The organism is Paenibacillus sp. ICGEB2008, assembly GCF_000307675.1.
In the GTDB taxonomy this organism is placed as follows: domain Bacteria; phylum Bacillota; class Bacilli; order Paenibacillales; family Paenibacillaceae; genus Paenibacillus; species Paenibacillus polymyxa.
In genome coordinates, this window is record NZ_AMQU01000026.1 from 91,676 (window position 1) to 107,978 (window position 16,303).

12 protein-coding genes and 1 pseudogene are annotated in these 16,303 nt (G+C 48.3%); all 13 read right to left on the reverse strand.

The window, feature by feature from the left end:
* Positions 1-45: 45 nt before the first annotated feature.
* Positions 46-1,355 (reverse strand): annotated as a pseudogene (gene murA, locus C400_RS0121235) (UDP-N-acetylglucosamine 1-carboxyvinyltransferase).
* Entirely contained in the window at positions 1,345-2,250 is a 906-nt protein-coding gene (gene murB, locus C400_RS0121240; RefSeq protein WP_016821542.1) for a UDP-N-acetylmuramate dehydrogenase, read from the reverse strand. The pseudogene murA and the gene murB overlap by 11 nt, the downstream one beginning before the upstream one ends.
* A 146-nt stretch (positions 2,251-2,396) precedes the next feature.
* On the reverse strand, positions 2,397-3,506 hold the full coding sequence (gene murG / locus C400_RS0121245) for an undecaprenyldiphospho-muramoylpentapeptide beta-N-acetylglucosaminyltransferase (RefSeq protein WP_017428130.1): 1,110 nt from the start codon (positions 3,504-3,506) through the stop codon (positions 2,397-2,399).
* Positions 3,507-3,512: 6 nt separating this feature from the next.
* Positions 3,513-4,610: a stage V sporulation protein E gene (gene spoVE / locus C400_RS0121250; RefSeq protein ID WP_013372090.1), complete on the reverse strand. Its 1,098-nt coding sequence runs from the start codon at positions 4,608-4,610 to the stop codon at positions 3,513-3,515.
* A gap of 49 nt (positions 4,611-4,659) precedes the next feature.
* Positions 4,660-6,081 carry a UDP-N-acetylmuramoyl-L-alanine--D-glutamate ligase gene (gene murD / locus C400_RS0121255; RefSeq protein WP_017428131.1) on the reverse strand — a complete coding sequence of 474 codons (1,422 nt, stop codon included), beginning with the start codon at positions 6,079-6,081 and terminating at the stop codon, positions 4,660-4,662.
* A 4-nt stretch (positions 6,082-6,085) separates the two neighbouring features.
* Entirely contained in the window at positions 6,086-7,054 is a 969-nt protein-coding gene (mraY, locus tag C400_RS0121260) for a phospho-N-acetylmuramoyl-pentapeptide-transferase (protein ID WP_013372092.1), read from the reverse strand.
* A gap of 22 nt (positions 7,055-7,076) precedes the next feature.
* On the reverse strand, positions 7,077-8,480 hold the full coding sequence (locus C400_RS0121265; RefSeq protein ID WP_017428132.1) for a UDP-N-acetylmuramoyl-tripeptide--D-alanyl-D-alanine ligase: 1,404 nt from the start codon (positions 8,478-8,480) through the stop codon (positions 7,077-7,079).
* On the reverse strand, positions 8,480-9,967 hold the full coding sequence (locus C400_RS0121270; RefSeq protein ID WP_017428133.1) for a UDP-N-acetylmuramoyl-L-alanyl-D-glutamate--2,6-diaminopimelate ligase: 1,488 nt from the start codon (positions 9,965-9,967) through the stop codon (positions 8,480-8,482). The genes C400_RS0121265 and C400_RS0121270 overlap by 1 nt, the downstream gene beginning before the upstream one ends.
* A 55-nt stretch (positions 9,968-10,022) precedes the next feature.
* Complete coding sequence (locus tag C400_RS0121275; protein WP_016821547.1) at positions 10,023-11,939, reverse strand: stage V sporulation protein D; 1,917 nt, start codon at positions 11,937-11,939, stop codon at positions 10,023-10,025.
* Between the two features lie 81 nt (positions 11,940-12,020).
* Positions 12,021-14,375, reverse strand: a complete 2,355-nt coding sequence (locus C400_RS0121280) for a penicillin-binding transpeptidase domain-containing protein (RefSeq protein WP_017428134.1) — start codon at positions 14,373-14,375, stop codon at positions 12,021-12,023.
* Positions 14,376-14,436: 61 nt separating this feature from the next.
* The gene (locus C400_RS0121285) at positions 14,437-14,817 is read right to left on the reverse strand and encodes a hypothetical protein (RefSeq protein ID WP_013372097.1); all 381 of its coding nucleotides are present in this window, start codon (positions 14,815-14,817) and stop codon (positions 14,437-14,439) included.
* 24 nt (positions 14,818-14,841) lie between these two features.
* Complete coding sequence (gene rsmH / locus C400_RS0121290; RefSeq protein WP_017428135.1) at positions 14,842-15,792, reverse strand: 16S rRNA (cytosine(1402)-N(4))-methyltransferase RsmH; 951 nt, start codon at positions 15,790-15,792, stop codon at positions 14,842-14,844.
* Positions 15,793-15,809: 17 nt separating this feature from the next.
* Entirely contained in the window at positions 15,810-16,247 is a 438-nt protein-coding gene (mraZ, locus tag C400_RS0121295; RefSeq protein ID WP_013311099.1) for a division/cell wall cluster transcriptional repressor MraZ, read from the reverse strand.
* Between the last annotated feature and the right edge of the window lie 56 nt (positions 16,248-16,303).

The window sequence follows — 16,303 nt, forward strand, 5'->3', positions numbered from 1 at the left end:
ACAAAAGCCCTTTGTCCCCCCGTTAACGGAGGGACATTATAGGCATTAATTTACGAAATCCAGCTGCTCGGGCACCGGAGACTGACGGCTCATTCGGGCACCCAATCCCTGGAAAAGACGTTCGATCCGGTCATATCCTCTGTCAATGTGATGAACCTGCTCGACAATGGTACGTCCCTGAGCGGCTAGACCGGCTATAACTAGTGCAGCCCCTGCCCGCAGATCGGTAGCCTCTACTGTAGCCCCGTACAGACGAGAAACCCCTCTTATAAAAGCAGCATTCGCATCGACCGTAATATCAGCACCCATTACATTCAGTTCATCTACATGTTTAAAACGGCTTTCGAAGACAGTCTCTTTCATGACACTGAAGCCGTCCGCCAAAGATAATAGAACCATGACCTGAGATTGCAAATCCGTCGGAAATGACGGATAAGGTGAGGTAACGATCCTCTCCACTGCTTTGGGACGACTCATACAACTTACGGTCATTATATCATTCAAGATGCCAATTTGAACACCAGCCGCCTGAGGACGTGAATCAGAGCAGACAAGTGGGAAGGATTGCAGTGTGTCAATGACACACTACCTCGTGTAGCTGCCGCTGCAATCATAACCGTTCCAGCTACTATGCGGTCAGGAATGACCTCATACGTACAAGGATTGAGTTGGCTGACCCCCGTGATTGTAATTGTGTCTGTTCCAGCACCGATTATATGGGCTCCCATGGCATTCAGAAAGTTTTGAAGATCCTGAATCTCTGGTTCCCTCGCTGCATTGGTAATCGTTGTTCGTCCTTCGGCCAGCGCGGCAGCCATCATAATATTTTCTGTTGCGCCTACGCTCGGAAAATCCATGTGGATGTCCGAGCCGATCAGCTTACGGGCTCGAAACGTAATTTGCTCGTCTTTCTCCTCGATCTCTGCGCCAAGAGCTTTTAAGCCCTCCAGGTGAAGATCAATTTTGCGCTCGCCTATGGCGCAGCCTCCGGGCTGATAAATGGAAACTTCTCCGTATCTAGCGAGCAACGGTCCCATTAGAAAGATAGATGACCGCATTTGCTTCATCAAATCCTCAGGAATTTGGAACGTTCGGACGGACGATGTATCCACATATACCGTTTCCTCTTCATGTCGGCATGTGCAACCAAGTCTTTCTAGGATGTGCAGCATGACCTTAATGTCTAAAAGATGGGGGACATTCCGAATTTCCACCTTACCTTGTGCAAGCAAACTTGCTGCAAGAATAGGTAGTGCCGCATTTTTTGCCCCATGGATACGTATGGTGCCTGACAGGGGACGGCCTCCCTCAATCACCAATTTGTCCAATGTATCACCTCCGAGTTTACCGCTCACCCACTACGAAAACCTCCGGAATTAGCTTGATGCCGGTTTGAGATGATATTGTACTTTGAATATGCTTCATTAGGGTAAGCACGTCCTCTGCTGTCGCTTGACCGGTATTTACAATGAAATTAGCATGCTGTACTGATACCTCAGCGCCTCCCGCCTTCAAACCTTTGAGACCTGCGCTTTCAATAAGCCGGGCAGCATAGTCTCCTGGTGGATTACGGAACACGCTTCCTGCACAAGCTAACTGTAGCGGCTGGGTCAGCCTACGGCGGTCTTTAAAAGCCGCAAGTGCTGTTGAGATTTCCTCTCGGTCCCCCCGCTTCATCTGGAACACTGCCTCTGTCACCATTCCACGTTGCTCATGCAGCACGGAGTGACGATAGCTAAAGTGCATATCCTCGGCATTGTACACAGCCAATTCCCCTGTATCCAGCACAATCTCAGCGGACTGGAATATTCGTGACACATCAGACCCGTGGGCACCGGCGTTCATGTAGACAGCCCCACCGACCGATCCTGGAATACCACCAGCAAACTCAAGGCCTGACAGACCCTGCTTGCTAGCCATAACACATAGTTTAACCAGTGAAACGCCTCCACCAGCAACGATCTGTTCATCCTCAAAACGAACATAATCAAATCCTGGTCCAAGCTTGATCACCAGTCCCCGAATCCCTTTATCAGAGACGAGCATGTTGGAGCCCCGCCCCAACTGCATCCAGGGAATTCCGTGCTCGCTAGCCAGCTTCAAAATCCTTGCCAACTGCTCTTTGGTATCCGGGATCACAAGAGCATCGGCAGGGCCTCCGATCTTCCAGGTCGTATATTTGGACAGCGGCTCATGCTCCAGCACTTTTCCGATATCATGCTCCGCTAATAATGGCATCCATTGCTGCATTGTACTGAAACCTCCTTGTTGCTTGCCCCGCATCGTTATAAGGCTCTCACCTAACAACCGGCAGCCTGGGTGATGGTCACAATCTATAGGGTATCCTATGTAAATACCGTCCAGTGTGTGACAACCGCCCAAATCTGCGCTGCGGACTACCTATTATGGGCAAGACGCTCCATTTCTTTTACTAAAATATCTGCTGAGTCAGGCTTGCCAAGCGCAGATGCCAGCTCCGCCATTTGGCTCCGCCTTGCCTCATCCTTCATAATTTCCACTATAGATTGAAACAGAGCCGGGCCACTTAATTCCTTTTCTGTGATCATGACAGAAGCCCCTGCCTTTTCAAGTGTACGAGCATTAGCCTCCTGATGGTTGTTCGTCACATTCGGTGATGGAATCAGAATGGACGGAATGCCGAGCGATGTAATCTCTGCCAAGAAGGAGGCACCTGCACGATTAACAATTAAAGAGGTACAAGCCAGCACCTCAGGCATATTGTGAATATAGGGGAGCACGTGTAGATGATTGGGCAATGAGCCGATCTGATTTCGTATGCTGTCCAGCGTTTGCTCATAATAAGATTCGCCGGTTACATATACAAAATGGACGTCTTTCAGTTGCGAAAGTTGCGGAACCATTGCAATCATGGCATCGTTAATGGCCTTTGCCCCTCTGCTGCCGCCAACCACCAGGACCACAGAGCTGTTCATCGGAACCCCTATAGTTGCAAATCCCCGATCCCGGTTAGCCAGACGAACTGTTGTAGCACGCGGGTTCCCAGTGTATAGTACATTTTTAGCTTTGGGAAAAGCTCCTTCCGAACCTTCAAAGCTAACAGCCACTGTATCCACATAGCGACTCAAAAATGCATTGGTCAACCCAGGAATTGCATTTTGTTCATGAATAATGCTGGGTATTCCCAACTTGGAAGCTGCATAAACGACAGGGCCGCATACATATCCCCCGGTGCCAATCACGATATCTGGCTTAAATTTCTTTAATAATGCTTTGGACCTGCGAACTCCTTTGAGAAAGCGCATGATCGTTTTTATATTTTCCACAGACAAGCTGCGACGAAATCCTGTGATATCAATAGCCTCAAATGGAATTTTTTCCTGAGGAACCAATTTACTCTCAAGTCCTCGTTGACCGCCAATGTATAAAAATTCAGCGTCCGGATCTATTTCTTCGCACTGTCTGGCTACGGCCAGCGCTGGATAAATATGCCCTCCAGTACCGCCGCCGCTCAACACGACGCGCATAAACGTTCACCTCGCATAACGTGATAAATTTAATAAAATGCCCAGAGCAGTTAGCATTAAGGTCAGTGAAGAACCTCCATAGCTGATTAAGGGCAGTGTTATTCCTGTCACTGGCATTAAACCGATAACAACACCAATATTAATAACGACCTGTACCGCCACCATTCCGACAATACCGACTGCAAGCAAACTGCCATAGGTGTCCGGAATGGTAATAGCGACACGCATCCCTCTCCAAACAAGGACCAAAAAAAGCCCCAGCACTGTCATTCCACCGATAAAACCAAGCTCCTCCGCCAGTATAGAGAAGATAAAGTCCGTCTGTGGCTCAGGAACGTAGCTATATTTTTGCCGACTCATGCCAAGCCCCAGGCCCGCCAATCCGCCAGGACCAATCGCATATAGCGATTGAATAATTTGATAACCCGCACCAAGCGGATCAGACCAAGGATCCAGAAACGCGGTAATACGCTGGAGTCGATAAGGAGCAGCCGCAATCAGTGCAGCAAACCCCGCTGCCCCCGACAAGGCCAGTAGACCAAGATGCTTCATACGCGCGCCTGCCGTAAATACGATCAGCATGGATGCTCCCATCATTACGGTGCCTGTACCCAAATCGGGCTGGAGCATGATGAGCCCAAAGGCCAGTCCCATGAGCCCAAGCGGAGGCAACAGCCCGCGCGTAAAAGAGCTAATATCATAGTCAGGACGACTGAGCCATTGAGAGAGAAAAAGAATCATGCCCAGCTTCATAAACTCGGAAGGCTGAATGCCAAAAGAGCTAATACCAAGCCAACTTCGTGCTCCACCTCTTACTACACCAATGCCAGGAATTAAAACAGCAACCAGTAGAGCCAAACAGATCAACAATACGACCTTGGCATATTTCTGCCAAATCCGATAGTCCGTTCTGGCCGTAAAGTACATGGCTACAAGGCCGAGCCCCGCAAACAACAATTGTCGTTTAACAAAATAGTAGGAGTCCCCGTACTCGTGAAAAGCGAGGACGGCGCCCGCGCTGTATACCATAACCATGCCGATGGCTAACAAGCTTACAATACAGACGAAAAGCCATATATCTGGCGCCGGACGAGATTGCTTCATCAGGAGGCCACCCCTTGCATAAAAGTAGGGGCTTATCCAACCCCCCTACTTACAATTTATGCGCCGCCTCTTTAAAAATACGTCCACGCTCTTCATAGGATTGGAACATATCCCAACTTGCACAGGCGGGTGAGAGTAATACCACATCTCCCGTCTCAGCAAATTCAGCTGCCTTGTTTACAGCCTCCACGAGCGTAGCGGCGGCATCCTCCCCATTATCGACGACCTTGACATGCTCTATTCCAGCCTGACGAGCCCGATCTGCCAGCTTATGCCGTGTCTCACCCAAGAGCACAACGGCTTTCACACCATCCTGCAAGGACGGTACAAGCTCCGCATAATCAGAGCCACGATCCAATCCTCCGGCAATGAGTACGATGGGTTGCTTAAAGGAAGATAAGGCCATCATGGTCGCTTTGGAGTTGGTTGCTTTGGAATTGTTGTAATAAGCTACTCCACCGTGTTCTAAAACATATTCAAGCCGATGTTCTACACCGCGAAAAGAGCTTAATGGTTCCACCAATTTTGCTGGTTCTGCGCCTGCGGCTATGGCGATTGCGCAAGCAGCTAGAGCATTTTCTACGTTAAAACGACCCGGAAGCCCAATATCGTTCACGCCTATAATGGGTTGCAGTACCCCATTTCCATCACGGTATACGATGTTTCTTTCAATATCATCCGTTACATCCGGTATGTATGGCGGGTCAGCGAACACCCCTTCCTGCAAACGTTCCGTCATTGAGAAAGGAAGCTGCTTCGCTTGAATATAGGGCACAAGTTCCCGGCAGACGGGATCATCCCAGTTCACCACCGCGGTATCCGACGCTGTTTGATTGGCAAATAGACGTGCCTTGGATGCAACATAGTCCTCCATGCCTCCGTGGTAGTCCAAATGGGTCTCAGCTACATTGAGCAAGCAGGCTACAGCGGGCTTGAAATCCTTTGTTCCTTTTAACTGAAAGCTGCTCAGCTCCACAACCATCCACTCGTCCGACTTGGCGTCCACAGCCGCCTCGCATAACGGCGTACCTATATTACCAGCCACGATCGGATTCATGCCGGATGCCTCCAACAACTTGCCCACCCAAGTGGTCGTGGTCGTCTTTCCGTTGGAGCCAGTAATTCCGATAATCGGAGCTTTACATAGATGGTAGGCGACCTCAACCTCGGTCACGACCTCAATGCCGAGCTCGACAGCTTTCTGTACGGGAGGGGCCGCGTAAGGAATTCCTGGATTTTTGACAACCAGTTTCACTCCAGGATGAATCAGTCCTTCCGGGTGACCCCCGCATAAAACGGAAATTCCCAAAGCCTCTAATTCAGAAGCTTCGGGACATTGTTCCCTATCTTTTTTATCATTGACTGTGAGCTTTGCCCCGGCCTGATGTAGCACCTTGGCCACTTGTACGCCGCTTTTGGCCAGACCGATAATGACGACTTCCTGATCTCGGTATGCGTCTGGATGATTCATTTGTCTACAACCCCTTGTTGAGATAAAGTCCGAGTCCTGCCAACAGCAGTCCTACAGCCCAGAATGTGATAACTACGCGCCATTCGGACCAGCCGGACAGCTCGAAATGATGATGAATCGGGCTCATTTTGAAAATACGCTTGCCACGGGTTTTAAAGGAAGCTACCTGCAAGACCACGGACAGCATTTCAATCACGAATACACCACCGATGATGAGGAACAAAATTTCGCTTTTCGTAACAATGGCAATGGCACCAATGGCTCCTCCGATTCCCAGCGAGCCTGTGTCACCCATAAATACCTTGGCAGGATGAGCATTATATACGAGAAAACCAAGTACAGCACCAATCATGGCCGCTGCGCAAACGGCAGCCGGAAGCGAGGTTGCTTGAATCGCCACAATGGCATAAGCAGCAAATGCAATCGCACTTGTACCGGACAGCAGCCCGTCCAGCCCATCTGTAAAATTGACAGCGTTGCTGATCGCCAACATCATGATAATAATGAACGGATAATAGAACCAGCCGCCCCAATCAAATGACCATGAGGTGCCTGGGATACCGATCGCCGTGCTGTGATCATTGCTAATCAGAAGCCAGCACATAATCGCGCCAAACAATAACTGCCCGAACAGCTTTTGACGCGCCGTTAGACCGAGCGAGCGTTTGAATACGATTTTAATATAGTCGTCCAAAAAGCCGATCAGCCCAAAACCGAGCGTAGCAACCAGTAGAACGTAAAAGTCCGTATTTTTGATAGCTGAAAACTTAAGAAAGGTCAGCGTAAAAGCCAGCAAGATTACGATACCGCCCATTGTAGGCGTACCAATCTTTTTAAGATGGCTTTGTGGCCCGTCATCCCGGACCTGCTGGCCGAATTTCATTCGCCGCAGCAGCGGAATGAGCAGTGGAGCGGCAATGACCGCCAGTATAAACGATACGACGATCGTCAGCAGTAATAATTGAATATCCATGGGAGTCTCCCTCTCGTCAACATCAGTTCTGTAGCGGACCGTTTTTCAGCGCATCCACAATTTCTTCTAATCGCATCCCTCTGGATGCCTTAACCAGCACAATATCATCGGCATGGAGATAAGACCGCAAATGCTGGATCAGCTTTTGCTTATCTGTATAAGCGTGTACGTTAGCAGTTGGCATTGTTCCTTGCGCACCCTGCGCAATCGAAGCGCCTAACGCACCATAGGTAAACAGTGCCTCTATGTTATGCTTTGCAGCAAAACGCCCAATTTCCTCATGAAATTGCGTTTCCTCAGCGCCCAGCTCCAGCATATCCCCAAGCACGGCAATTTTACGTCCACCCGTTTGATATGCAGACAACGTCTGAATTGCAGCCTTCATTGAAGCAGGACTGGCATTGTAAGCGTCATTTAGCACGGTAAGTCCATCCGAACACTTCACGACCTCAATGCGCATGCCCGTCAGCTTTAAAGACGACAATCCTTTACGTATATGGTCTACATCCACATTGAAATGACGTGCTACCGCCAGCGCTGCCAACCCGTTTACAACATTGTGCTGTCCAAGCAAGGGAAGCCGGAAAGCCTCTTGGCCGGATTGGGCTGTTATGAATGAGCTACCTTCTTCATCCGAAGTGATTTCAATTGGATAATCATCATTGTCCGCAGCTAACCCGAACGTGAATAATTTTAATCCTTCAGGCTTGACCGTTTCAGGTTCTGCCAACACTTGTGGAAGTAGTGGTTCATCCCCATTATAAATAAGCAATCCACCAGGTTTAATCCCACTTGCAATTTCCAGCTTTGCACGAGCAATTTCAGTGCGAGAACCAAGCTGAAGTAAATGCGATTCGCCAATGTTAGTTATGACAGCTACATCTGGTTGGGCAATATTAGCCAACAGACGGATTTCCCCGCGTCCACTCATGCCCATCTCCAGAATCAGGATATCTGTATCCTGCGGCATGGACAGTACTGTTAAAGGCAACCCGATATGATTGTTATAATTTCCTTCGGTTTTGTGTACTTTAAAAGTCGTGCCCAATAGAGCATTTACAATATCTTTCGTCGTCGTCTTACCGTTGCTTCCCGTGATTCCGACGACAGAAACGTCAGTTTCGCGCAAGTATGCGGCCGCTAGATGCTGAAGGGCTTCTAACGTATCCTCGACCTCAATAGCATTTACGGACGGAGGTGTTCCATGATCCTTTTGCCATAAATATGCTGTTGCCCCTCCCTCGCTTACGATCTGCTGAACATAATGATGTCCATCAAATCGTTCACCCGCGAGTGGAACGAACAGTCCCAGACTCTGCGGCCTGCGTGAGTCTGTAAAAACGCCCTCAACCATCCGTTCAGCGTCCGCCTGTGCGTGAAGTGTTCCTCCACACATGGATGCAATCTGACCGATTGTTCTTTTCATCACTTGGATAAACCCCTTATCGCTTCTTTGGCTACGATGCGATCATCGAATTCATGCACCGTTTTTCCGATTAACTGGTAAGTCTCGTGACCTTTTCCCGCAATCAATACTACATCGTCAGGGCTTGCCATTTCAACAGCTTTATGAATTGCAGTTCTGCGATCCACGATCAGTTCATAACGTTCGGCAGGTACACCTTCATCAATCAACCCTTGTTCGATGTCTTTCAAAATCAATATCGGGTCTTCTGTTCGCGGATTGTCGGATGTAATAAACGAATGATCGCTGTATCGTGCAGCAATTTTCCCCATCAACGGACGTTTCGTACGATCCCGATCTCCGCCGCATCCAAATACACACCATACTTTACCAATCGCAAATTCCTTTACGGTACGAAGGACATTTTCCAATCCGTCTGGCGTATGGGCATAATCAACGATTACAGCAAAGGGTTGACCCGCATCAACAGGCTCTACGCGCCCATCTACGCCTGCGATAGATTCCAGACTCCGCTTGATATCCACCAACGAGATTCCTTCCAGCAAAGCAGCTGAAATGGCCGCTAGTGCGTTGTACACATTAAACTTGCCTACCATCCGAAGCTCAATATCAGTATCTCCTTTAAAAGTGGAGACATGGAAGGAGGTTCCCTTGGCACTTATAGTGATACGAGACGCTTGCACATCCGAATCCTTTTCCACGCCGTAGGTAATCACTTGGGCCGCTGTTTGAGCCTGCAAATAGGAAGAGGCCGGATCGTCTGCATTCAGAACAGCATATTTACTATTGGATGCATCACGCGAGAAGGCATTTCCCAATCTGGAAAACAAAAGTCCCTTGGCAGCGCGATACTCCTCCATCGTGTTGTGGTAGTCCAGATGATCCTGCGTCAGGTTTGTAAATATAGCGGTACGAAAATCTGTTCCTTTGACGCGACCCTGCTCCAACGCATGTGAGGATACCTCCATGACACAGCATTGAACCCCCTGCTCTGCCATATTCCCGAGATAACGTTGCAGTTCTACTGCTTCGGGCGTAGTGCCGGACATAGGGTAAGACTGGCCGTTATAACGCATTTGAATCGTACCAATCAGTCCGGTGTTCACCCCGGCGTCCTTCATAATTTTTTCAAGCAGGTATGTTATCGTTGTTTTCCCGTTCGTTCCGGTTATGCCGATCATACGCATACGGCGGCTTGGCGAATCAAACATATAATCCGCCAAAACCGCCATGGCATGTCGCGCATCCTTGACAATAAGCTGCGGAACAGGCACATCCAGTTCCCTCTCTACGACCAAAGCCGCCGCCCCGGACGCAACGGCCTGCCCAGCATAATCATGTCCGTCCACTGTAAAACCAGGCAAGCATAGAAATAAGTCTCCTGGCTGGACACGACGTGAATCCGCCCCGATTCCTCGGCAATCCACTGTACCGTCACCCACCACTCGGGAAACGGCCAGCAGTGAAGCCAATTGTTGAAGCTGCATCTTACATTCCTCCATTGCTCTCTCGTTATTCATAGTATGGTATAAAAAGAACCTATCAATCCCCCATATATATACGGATCGTTGATCCTCGTTCCAATCGAGAGCCTGGCTTCGGTGCCTGACTTACGACCGTCTTGCCTGACCCAGATTTCACGAGCATAAAGTTCATATTCATATCTTCATATAAATCAGCTGCAGTGGCACCTACCAGATCAGGTACCGTTTCAATCGGATTTTCGCCATACTTGTACTCTTTGGCAATTTGATTGGTACGAGGTGGTATTTTCAAGGCAATCAGTGCATCCTTTAAAATATTTTGCACGATTGGCGCAGCAACCACACCGCCGAATTGAATCCCTTTCGGATTATCGACAGCAGTATAGACGACGATTTGCGGATCATCCGCCGGAGCAAAACCAATAAAGGATACAATATGCTCCGAGGAAGAATAACGTCCGTTAATCACCTTTTGTGCTGTCCCCGTTTTACCTCCAACCCGGTAACCCTCAATAAAGGCAGGGCGACCTGTACCTTTAGCGACGACACTTTCCAGAGCTTCCCTTACCTGTCGAGAGGTATCCTCTGAAACAACTCTACGCACCAGTTCCGGCTCCACTTTTTCGAGAACCTTTCCAGTTCCGGGCTGAATCCAGCCTTTTGTAATGTGAGGCTTATAAAGATTTCCGCCATTGATTGCTGCCGATACAGCCGTAACCTGCTGAATCGGAGTGACAGATACCCCTTGACCAAAGGCCGTAGTAGCCAGCTCTACAGGTCCGACCTGAGGTAGCTTGAACAAAATGCCATTGCCCTCACCAATCATGTCAATTCCTGTTTTGCTGCCAAAGCCGAAATTGCGAATGTACTTGAACAGTGTTTCTTTGCCCAGACGTTGTCCCAATGTTACAAAACCGGGATTGCATGAATTTTCCACCACTTGAAGAAAGGTTTGGCTGCCATGCCCGCCTTTTTTCCAACAACGCAGACGTGCTCCACCAACTTCAATATATCCCGGATCAAAGAAACGGTCATTTTTGAGATTGACCTTCTTTTCTTCCAAGGCAGCGGCAAGTGTAATAATTTTAAAAGTAGACCCAGGTTCATATGTCATCCAAATCGGCAGATTGCGATTATAAATTTCAGGCGCATATTGCTTGTAAAGCGCTGGCTCATAGCTTGGCCGTCCAGCCATGCCTAATATTTCACCCGTCTTCGGGTTCATCGCAATAGACAGCGCGGACTTCGCCTGAAATTTGACCATGGCTTGGTCAAGCTCTCGTTCCATAATGGATTGCACCGATTTATCAATGGTTAATTGTAAATTCAGTCCATCCTTCGGTTCAATGTACTTTTCAGAAGAACCAGGCATCAGACGGCCACCTGCGTCTGATAAATACGCGATGCTTCCATCGATTCCCCGAAGCTTACTGTTTTGCTGCTTCTCTACGCCTGTCAGCCCTTGATTATCGATTCCGGTAAATCCAAGAATATGAGCCGCTAGATCACCATAAGGATAATAACGTTTGTTGTCTTCAGCAACAACGATACCCGGCAGCTTCAAATCACGAATTTTCTGGGCTTTCTCCATCGTAATTTTTCGTCCACCGGGCTGAAGTTTTTGGCTTGCTGTTCGTTTGGTAATCAGCTTGAGCACTTTATCCTCACTCATATCTAGCAACGGCGCCAGCCTGCGAGCCGTTTCTTCCGGCTCCTTAATCTGTACTGGTATCGCCATGACAGTCGGCGAACTGACATTATAGGTCAGCGCAGTACCCTGTCGATCCAAAATTTCGCCACGCTTGGCGGCAAAAGGAATATTGCGGCGCCACGAATCCTCAGCCTTGGCTGAGAGCTCGCCTCCTTTACCCAATTGAACATAGGCGAGCCGGATCGACAAGGCCGCAAACAGTACAAACAATCCCAGTAGCCCCCATACCAGCCTACGCCGCATGGTCACGTTAGATTTTTTCAAACGCGCCCCCTCCGTTCCTCAAATACTCATGACATGTCTTACCTCATGAATATTCAAAAGAACGGACATTAGAACAAGCTATCAGTTATCTTCGCCTTTAATCGCGGCAGCACTTTTCTCATCTGCTACAGCAGATATTCCTCCCTTTGGAGTTCCCGCATTTGTTTCAGTATTCGCAGTAGTATCGGCTTTGGTTTTAGTATCGGCTTCCGTTTTCGTTGCATTGCCTGTCTCGTTAGCTGCAACTCCAGTAGTCGAGTCCTGTGTTTCCTCCTGCTTCACTCCGGTCACTGTTTCTTTGGCCGGCTGAAGCGTCACACTGACGACCCGCTTGCCATTTACCATTTGTGCCTTTTGAGAGACAACATACCCTTCCCCGCTTACCTGAACACCAACCTTCATAAGCGTCAGAACTTGAAGTGTGTCACGCAACGAGACACCTGTAAAATCGGGAATAGTCATGTTGGCACTATCCTCTGTCAGCAAATAGATGCGCTGTCCCGGTTTCATTTTGACGCCTGCTTCAGGATACTGACGAACAATTTTGGAGCCTTTACCTACCGTTTCGTAAGCAATCCCCTGTTTGAGCAATGCGTTTTGCGCATCCTTCTTCACTTGGCCTGTTAATTGTGGTACCGTTGGCAAATTCACCGTTTTCGCTGCAGCCCCACCTGATTTATTCGTTTTGGTTCCCGTTTTGGGAACCCCCATATATTGCAGCGATTGGGACACGATTTTTTTAAACACAGGTGCTGCTGCTGTACCGCCGCCTACCGATTTGTTAGGTTCATCCATAACTACCAAGACAGCTATTTTCGGATCATTTACTGGTGCAAAACCGATAAAAGACACGACATCCTTCGAATGATCGTAAACTTTTCCGACGACTTTCGTCGCTGTCCCTGTTTTACCAGCAACACGATATCCGTCAATATAAGCTAGACGTCCCGTACCAATTTCCTGGTCAGAGACGACCTGCTCCAGATAGCTGCTTGTCTGAGTTGCAGATTCCTGAGTAATCACTTGGCGGACTTCCTTCGGTTGAATCGTCTGCACTTCGCCTGTATCTGGGTTTATAATTTCCTTCACCAGATGAGGCTGCATCAACTTCCCACCGTTAGCAATCGCCGAGATCGCTGCCACCTGCTGAATTGGCGTTACCTGAACCCGTCCGTGTCCATATGAAGCCGTCGCGACTTCGGATTTGTACTGGGTATGGAATGTAATAGCTCCGGTAGACTCACTCGGAAGGTCAATACCTGTTTTGACACCAAATCCAAAGTTATTGATATATCTCTTCAGCCTCTCGCCACCCAGCTTATCCAGCCCCAAATGAACAAAACCGACGTTACTTGAACGCTTGACCCCTTGAAGATAGGTTAACGTTCCCCAGCTACGGCTTACGTCACGAATATCCCAGCCTCCGACGCGAATCATACCAGATTGATAGGTCTCATTCGGATTAAATACCTTTTCTTGAACCGCAGCAGCCAAGGTTACTATCTTAAACGTGGAGCCCGGTTCGTAGATAGACTGAGTAGCATTATTACGGAAATTTTCCAAAGGTGTACTCCCATATGTATTGGGATTAAAATTCGGATAAGTCGCCAAACCGAGAACATCCATCGTTTTGGGATCAGCTGCTACGACAGTCATCGTTTTGGGATTATACTTTGCGATAGCTTCCTGCATGGCATCCTCTATATAATACTGAATCGTATCATCAATCGTCAGCTTTAAATTTTTACCATTTTGTGCCGGCTCATAGACACTTTCCGATCCCTGAAGAGGAACTCCCTTTCGGTCCCGCTGATATAGAAGCTTTCCAGCCGTGCCGGAGAGCTCTTTATTGTAATAAGCTTCCAACCCCATACCTGCTGTACCATCTTTTCGCAAATAGCCAAGGACATGAGAAGCCAGCTTATTTTCTGGATAATAGCGTTTGGATTCCTGAACAGTGTCCACAGCTCCAACTACCTCATACTTATCCTTCAAATACTCTTTGAATGTATCCACCTGTGCCTTCACCTCAGGGTCTACCTTCCAGCCTCCATTACGAATCTCACGGTTTTTTAAATAGTTACCCTTTTTATCCTTTGCAGATAGATGTCTTCTCAGTTCATCCTCAGGCGTTTTGAGAAGCTGATGCAGCTTGGCTACAACCTCATTCTCCAGATCATACTCCTGAATGATGCTAGGGTTGACAACCACCGTGTAAGCCGGTGCATCCGTAGCTAGTACATTCCCTTTACGGTCCATTATAGTTCCACGCTTGGGCTGAATCACCTGGTCTCTTTCTATCTGTGCAACTACCTGATTATGCCAGTATTCCCCACTCACAACTTGAATCCAAAATACTTTAAGTAGCAGAACAAGAAAAAAGAGGGTAATACATCCCCCTATCAGCAGTGTGCGAAGCTTTATTCTTTTGACCATAGCTCAAACCTCTCTGCAAAAAAAATATACGTCAGAGCATAGCTTGATGCTATGCTCTTAACTATTTGGCAGCCTGCTTTTCCACACGAATGGGCTCTCTTGTTGGTTCGATATATCCCTGTTCCTTTGCAGTAGGCACAATCTGATTCTCCAGACGTTCCTTCTGAATCTTCAATTGGGCGATATTGGTCTGTAATTTGGAAATGTCCTTGCTGGCTGTATTAATCGCATAATTAATTTGATAAATGTGCGCATATCTGCCAATCAACGTCCCCGCAATGACAATGCATGCTACAAGTGTCAATAGATACAGCAGCTTTTCTCGAATCGGCAGCTCTCTGCGGCGTGTAACGACTTTAGTGGTCTCACGATACCGTTGTTGCTGAACCTGTTCCTGACGGGCTCTTTCTTTTACAGCCAAATTACCGCGTGTATAAGCCATGTCGCCTCTCCTTCTCCATTAAATTTACAATTTTTCGGCAACTCTCAGCTTGGCTGACCGGGATCGTGGATTAAGCTCTAACTCTTCTTCTGATGCCACAATCGGCTTACGATTCACCAGCTTTAGATCGCCTACCATTTTGTCATCCAGAATCGGCAAGTCAGACGGATAGATGCTTTTCGCCAAATACTCCTTGAAAATATGCTTGCATATCCGATCCTCCAAGGAATGAAACGTAATAACCGAAATTCTGCCCCCTGGAGCCAGACATTTTACTGCCTGATGCAAAGTATCTTCCAGTGCACCCAGCTCATCATTCACAGCAATCCGCAAAGCCTGAAAACTGCGTTTAGCCGGATGTCCCCCGGTTCTGCGTGCCGCAGCCGGAATTCCTTCTTTGATAATATCGACAAGTTCCCCCGTTGTGTGAATAGGCTTGTTCATTCTACGTTCAACCATGATCTTCGCGATCCGCCTGGAGAACTTCTCTTCTCCATATTGAAACAGAATACGCGCAATCTCCGCTTCCGGCCATTCATTAACAATTTCATATGCCGTAAGCGAACTGCTCTGATCCATCCGCATATCTAGCGGTGCATCATGATTGTAACTGAATCCCCGCTCCCCCTCATCGAACTGGGGCGAGGATACACCCAGGTCGAACAAAATACCCTGGACCTGCGGGACGCCGTCTTTTTCGGGCAATCCCAGTTCGGCCAGCTTGTCCTGCAAGTGGCGGAAGTTGGATTTCACTAATGAAATCTTTCCTTCATAGGCTGACAGCTTCTCTCGTGCATTGTTCAATGCCCAGTCGTCCTGATCAAAGGCAATAAGCCTCCCCTCAGGGCCAAGCTGTGATGCAATGACGGAACTGTGTCCTGCCCCTCCCAACGTGCAGTCCACATAAATCCCGTCCTGCCTGATGTTTAGTGCCTGTGTTGCTTCTTCCTTGAGTACGGTAATGTGGTGAAACAAACGGCTGACCTCCTAAATTACAATTCAAAGTTGAAATCAACCAATTTCTCAGCAATGTCGTTAAATGCTTCTTCTGATTGGTTGAAATATTGCTCCCAAGTGTGCTTACTCCAAATCTCTACCCGGGTGGACACTCCCAATACGACGCACTCTTTTGTAAGCTTGGCGTATTCGCACAAATTCCCCGGTAAATTTACCCTGCCCTGTTTGTCCAATTCGCATTCAGTCGCTCCCGAGAAAAAAAACCGGGTAAACGCACGCGCATCAGCCTTCATCAAAGGCAGTGCTTTAAGTTTTTTCTCCATGACAGCCCACTCATCCATAGGATACACGAAGAGGCATTGGTCCAGCCCGCGGGTAACCACGAACGAGGCACCGAGAAGTTCACGAAACTTGGCCGGGACAGTAAGCCGACCCTTCTCATCAATGCTATGTTGGAACTCCCCCATAAACATTGGTTTCGTCACCCCTTACCCCATTCTCCCACTTTGGCCCACTTTCCACCACCTAA

What these genes read in the sequence shown, in the direction of transcription:
- murB (WP_016821542.1), bottom strand. Translation starts at nt 2,250, where the DNA reads ATGCAGCAATGGATGCCATTATTAGCGGAGCATGATATCGGAAAAGTG.
- murG (WP_017428130.1), bottom strand. Translation starts at nt 3,506, where the DNA reads ATGCGCGTCGTGTTGAGCGGCGGCGGTACTGGAGGGCATATTTATCCA.
- spoVE (WP_013372090.1), bottom strand. Translation starts at nt 4,610, where the DNA reads ATGAAGCAATCTCGTCCGGCGCCAGATATATGGCTTTTCGTCTGTATT.
- murD (WP_017428131.1), bottom strand. Translation starts at nt 6,081, where the DNA reads ATGAATCATCCAGACGCATACCGAGATCAGGAAGTCGTCATTATCGGT.
- mraY (WP_013372092.1), bottom strand. Translation starts at nt 7,054, where the DNA reads ATGGATATTCAATTATTACTGCTGACGATCGTCGTATCGTTTATACTG.
- C400_RS0121265 (WP_017428132.1), bottom strand. Translation starts at nt 8,480, where the DNA reads ATGAAAAGAACAATCGGTCAGATTGCATCCATGTGTGGAGGAACACTT.
- C400_RS0121270 (WP_017428133.1), bottom strand. Translation starts at nt 9,967, where the DNA reads ATGCAGCTTCAACAATTGGCTTCACTGCTGGCCGTTTCCCGAGTGGTG.
- C400_RS0121280 (WP_017428134.1), bottom strand. Translation starts at nt 14,375, where the DNA reads ATGGTCAAAAGAATAAAGCTTCGCACACTGCTGATAGGGGGATGTATT.
- C400_RS0121285 (WP_013372097.1), bottom strand. Translation starts at nt 14,817, where the DNA reads ATGGCTTATACACGCGGTAATTTGGCTGTAAAAGAAAGAGCCCGTCAG.
- mraZ (WP_013311099.1), bottom strand. Translation starts at nt 16,247, where the DNA reads ATGTTTATGGGGGAGTTCCAACATAGCATTGATGAGAAGGGTCGGCTT.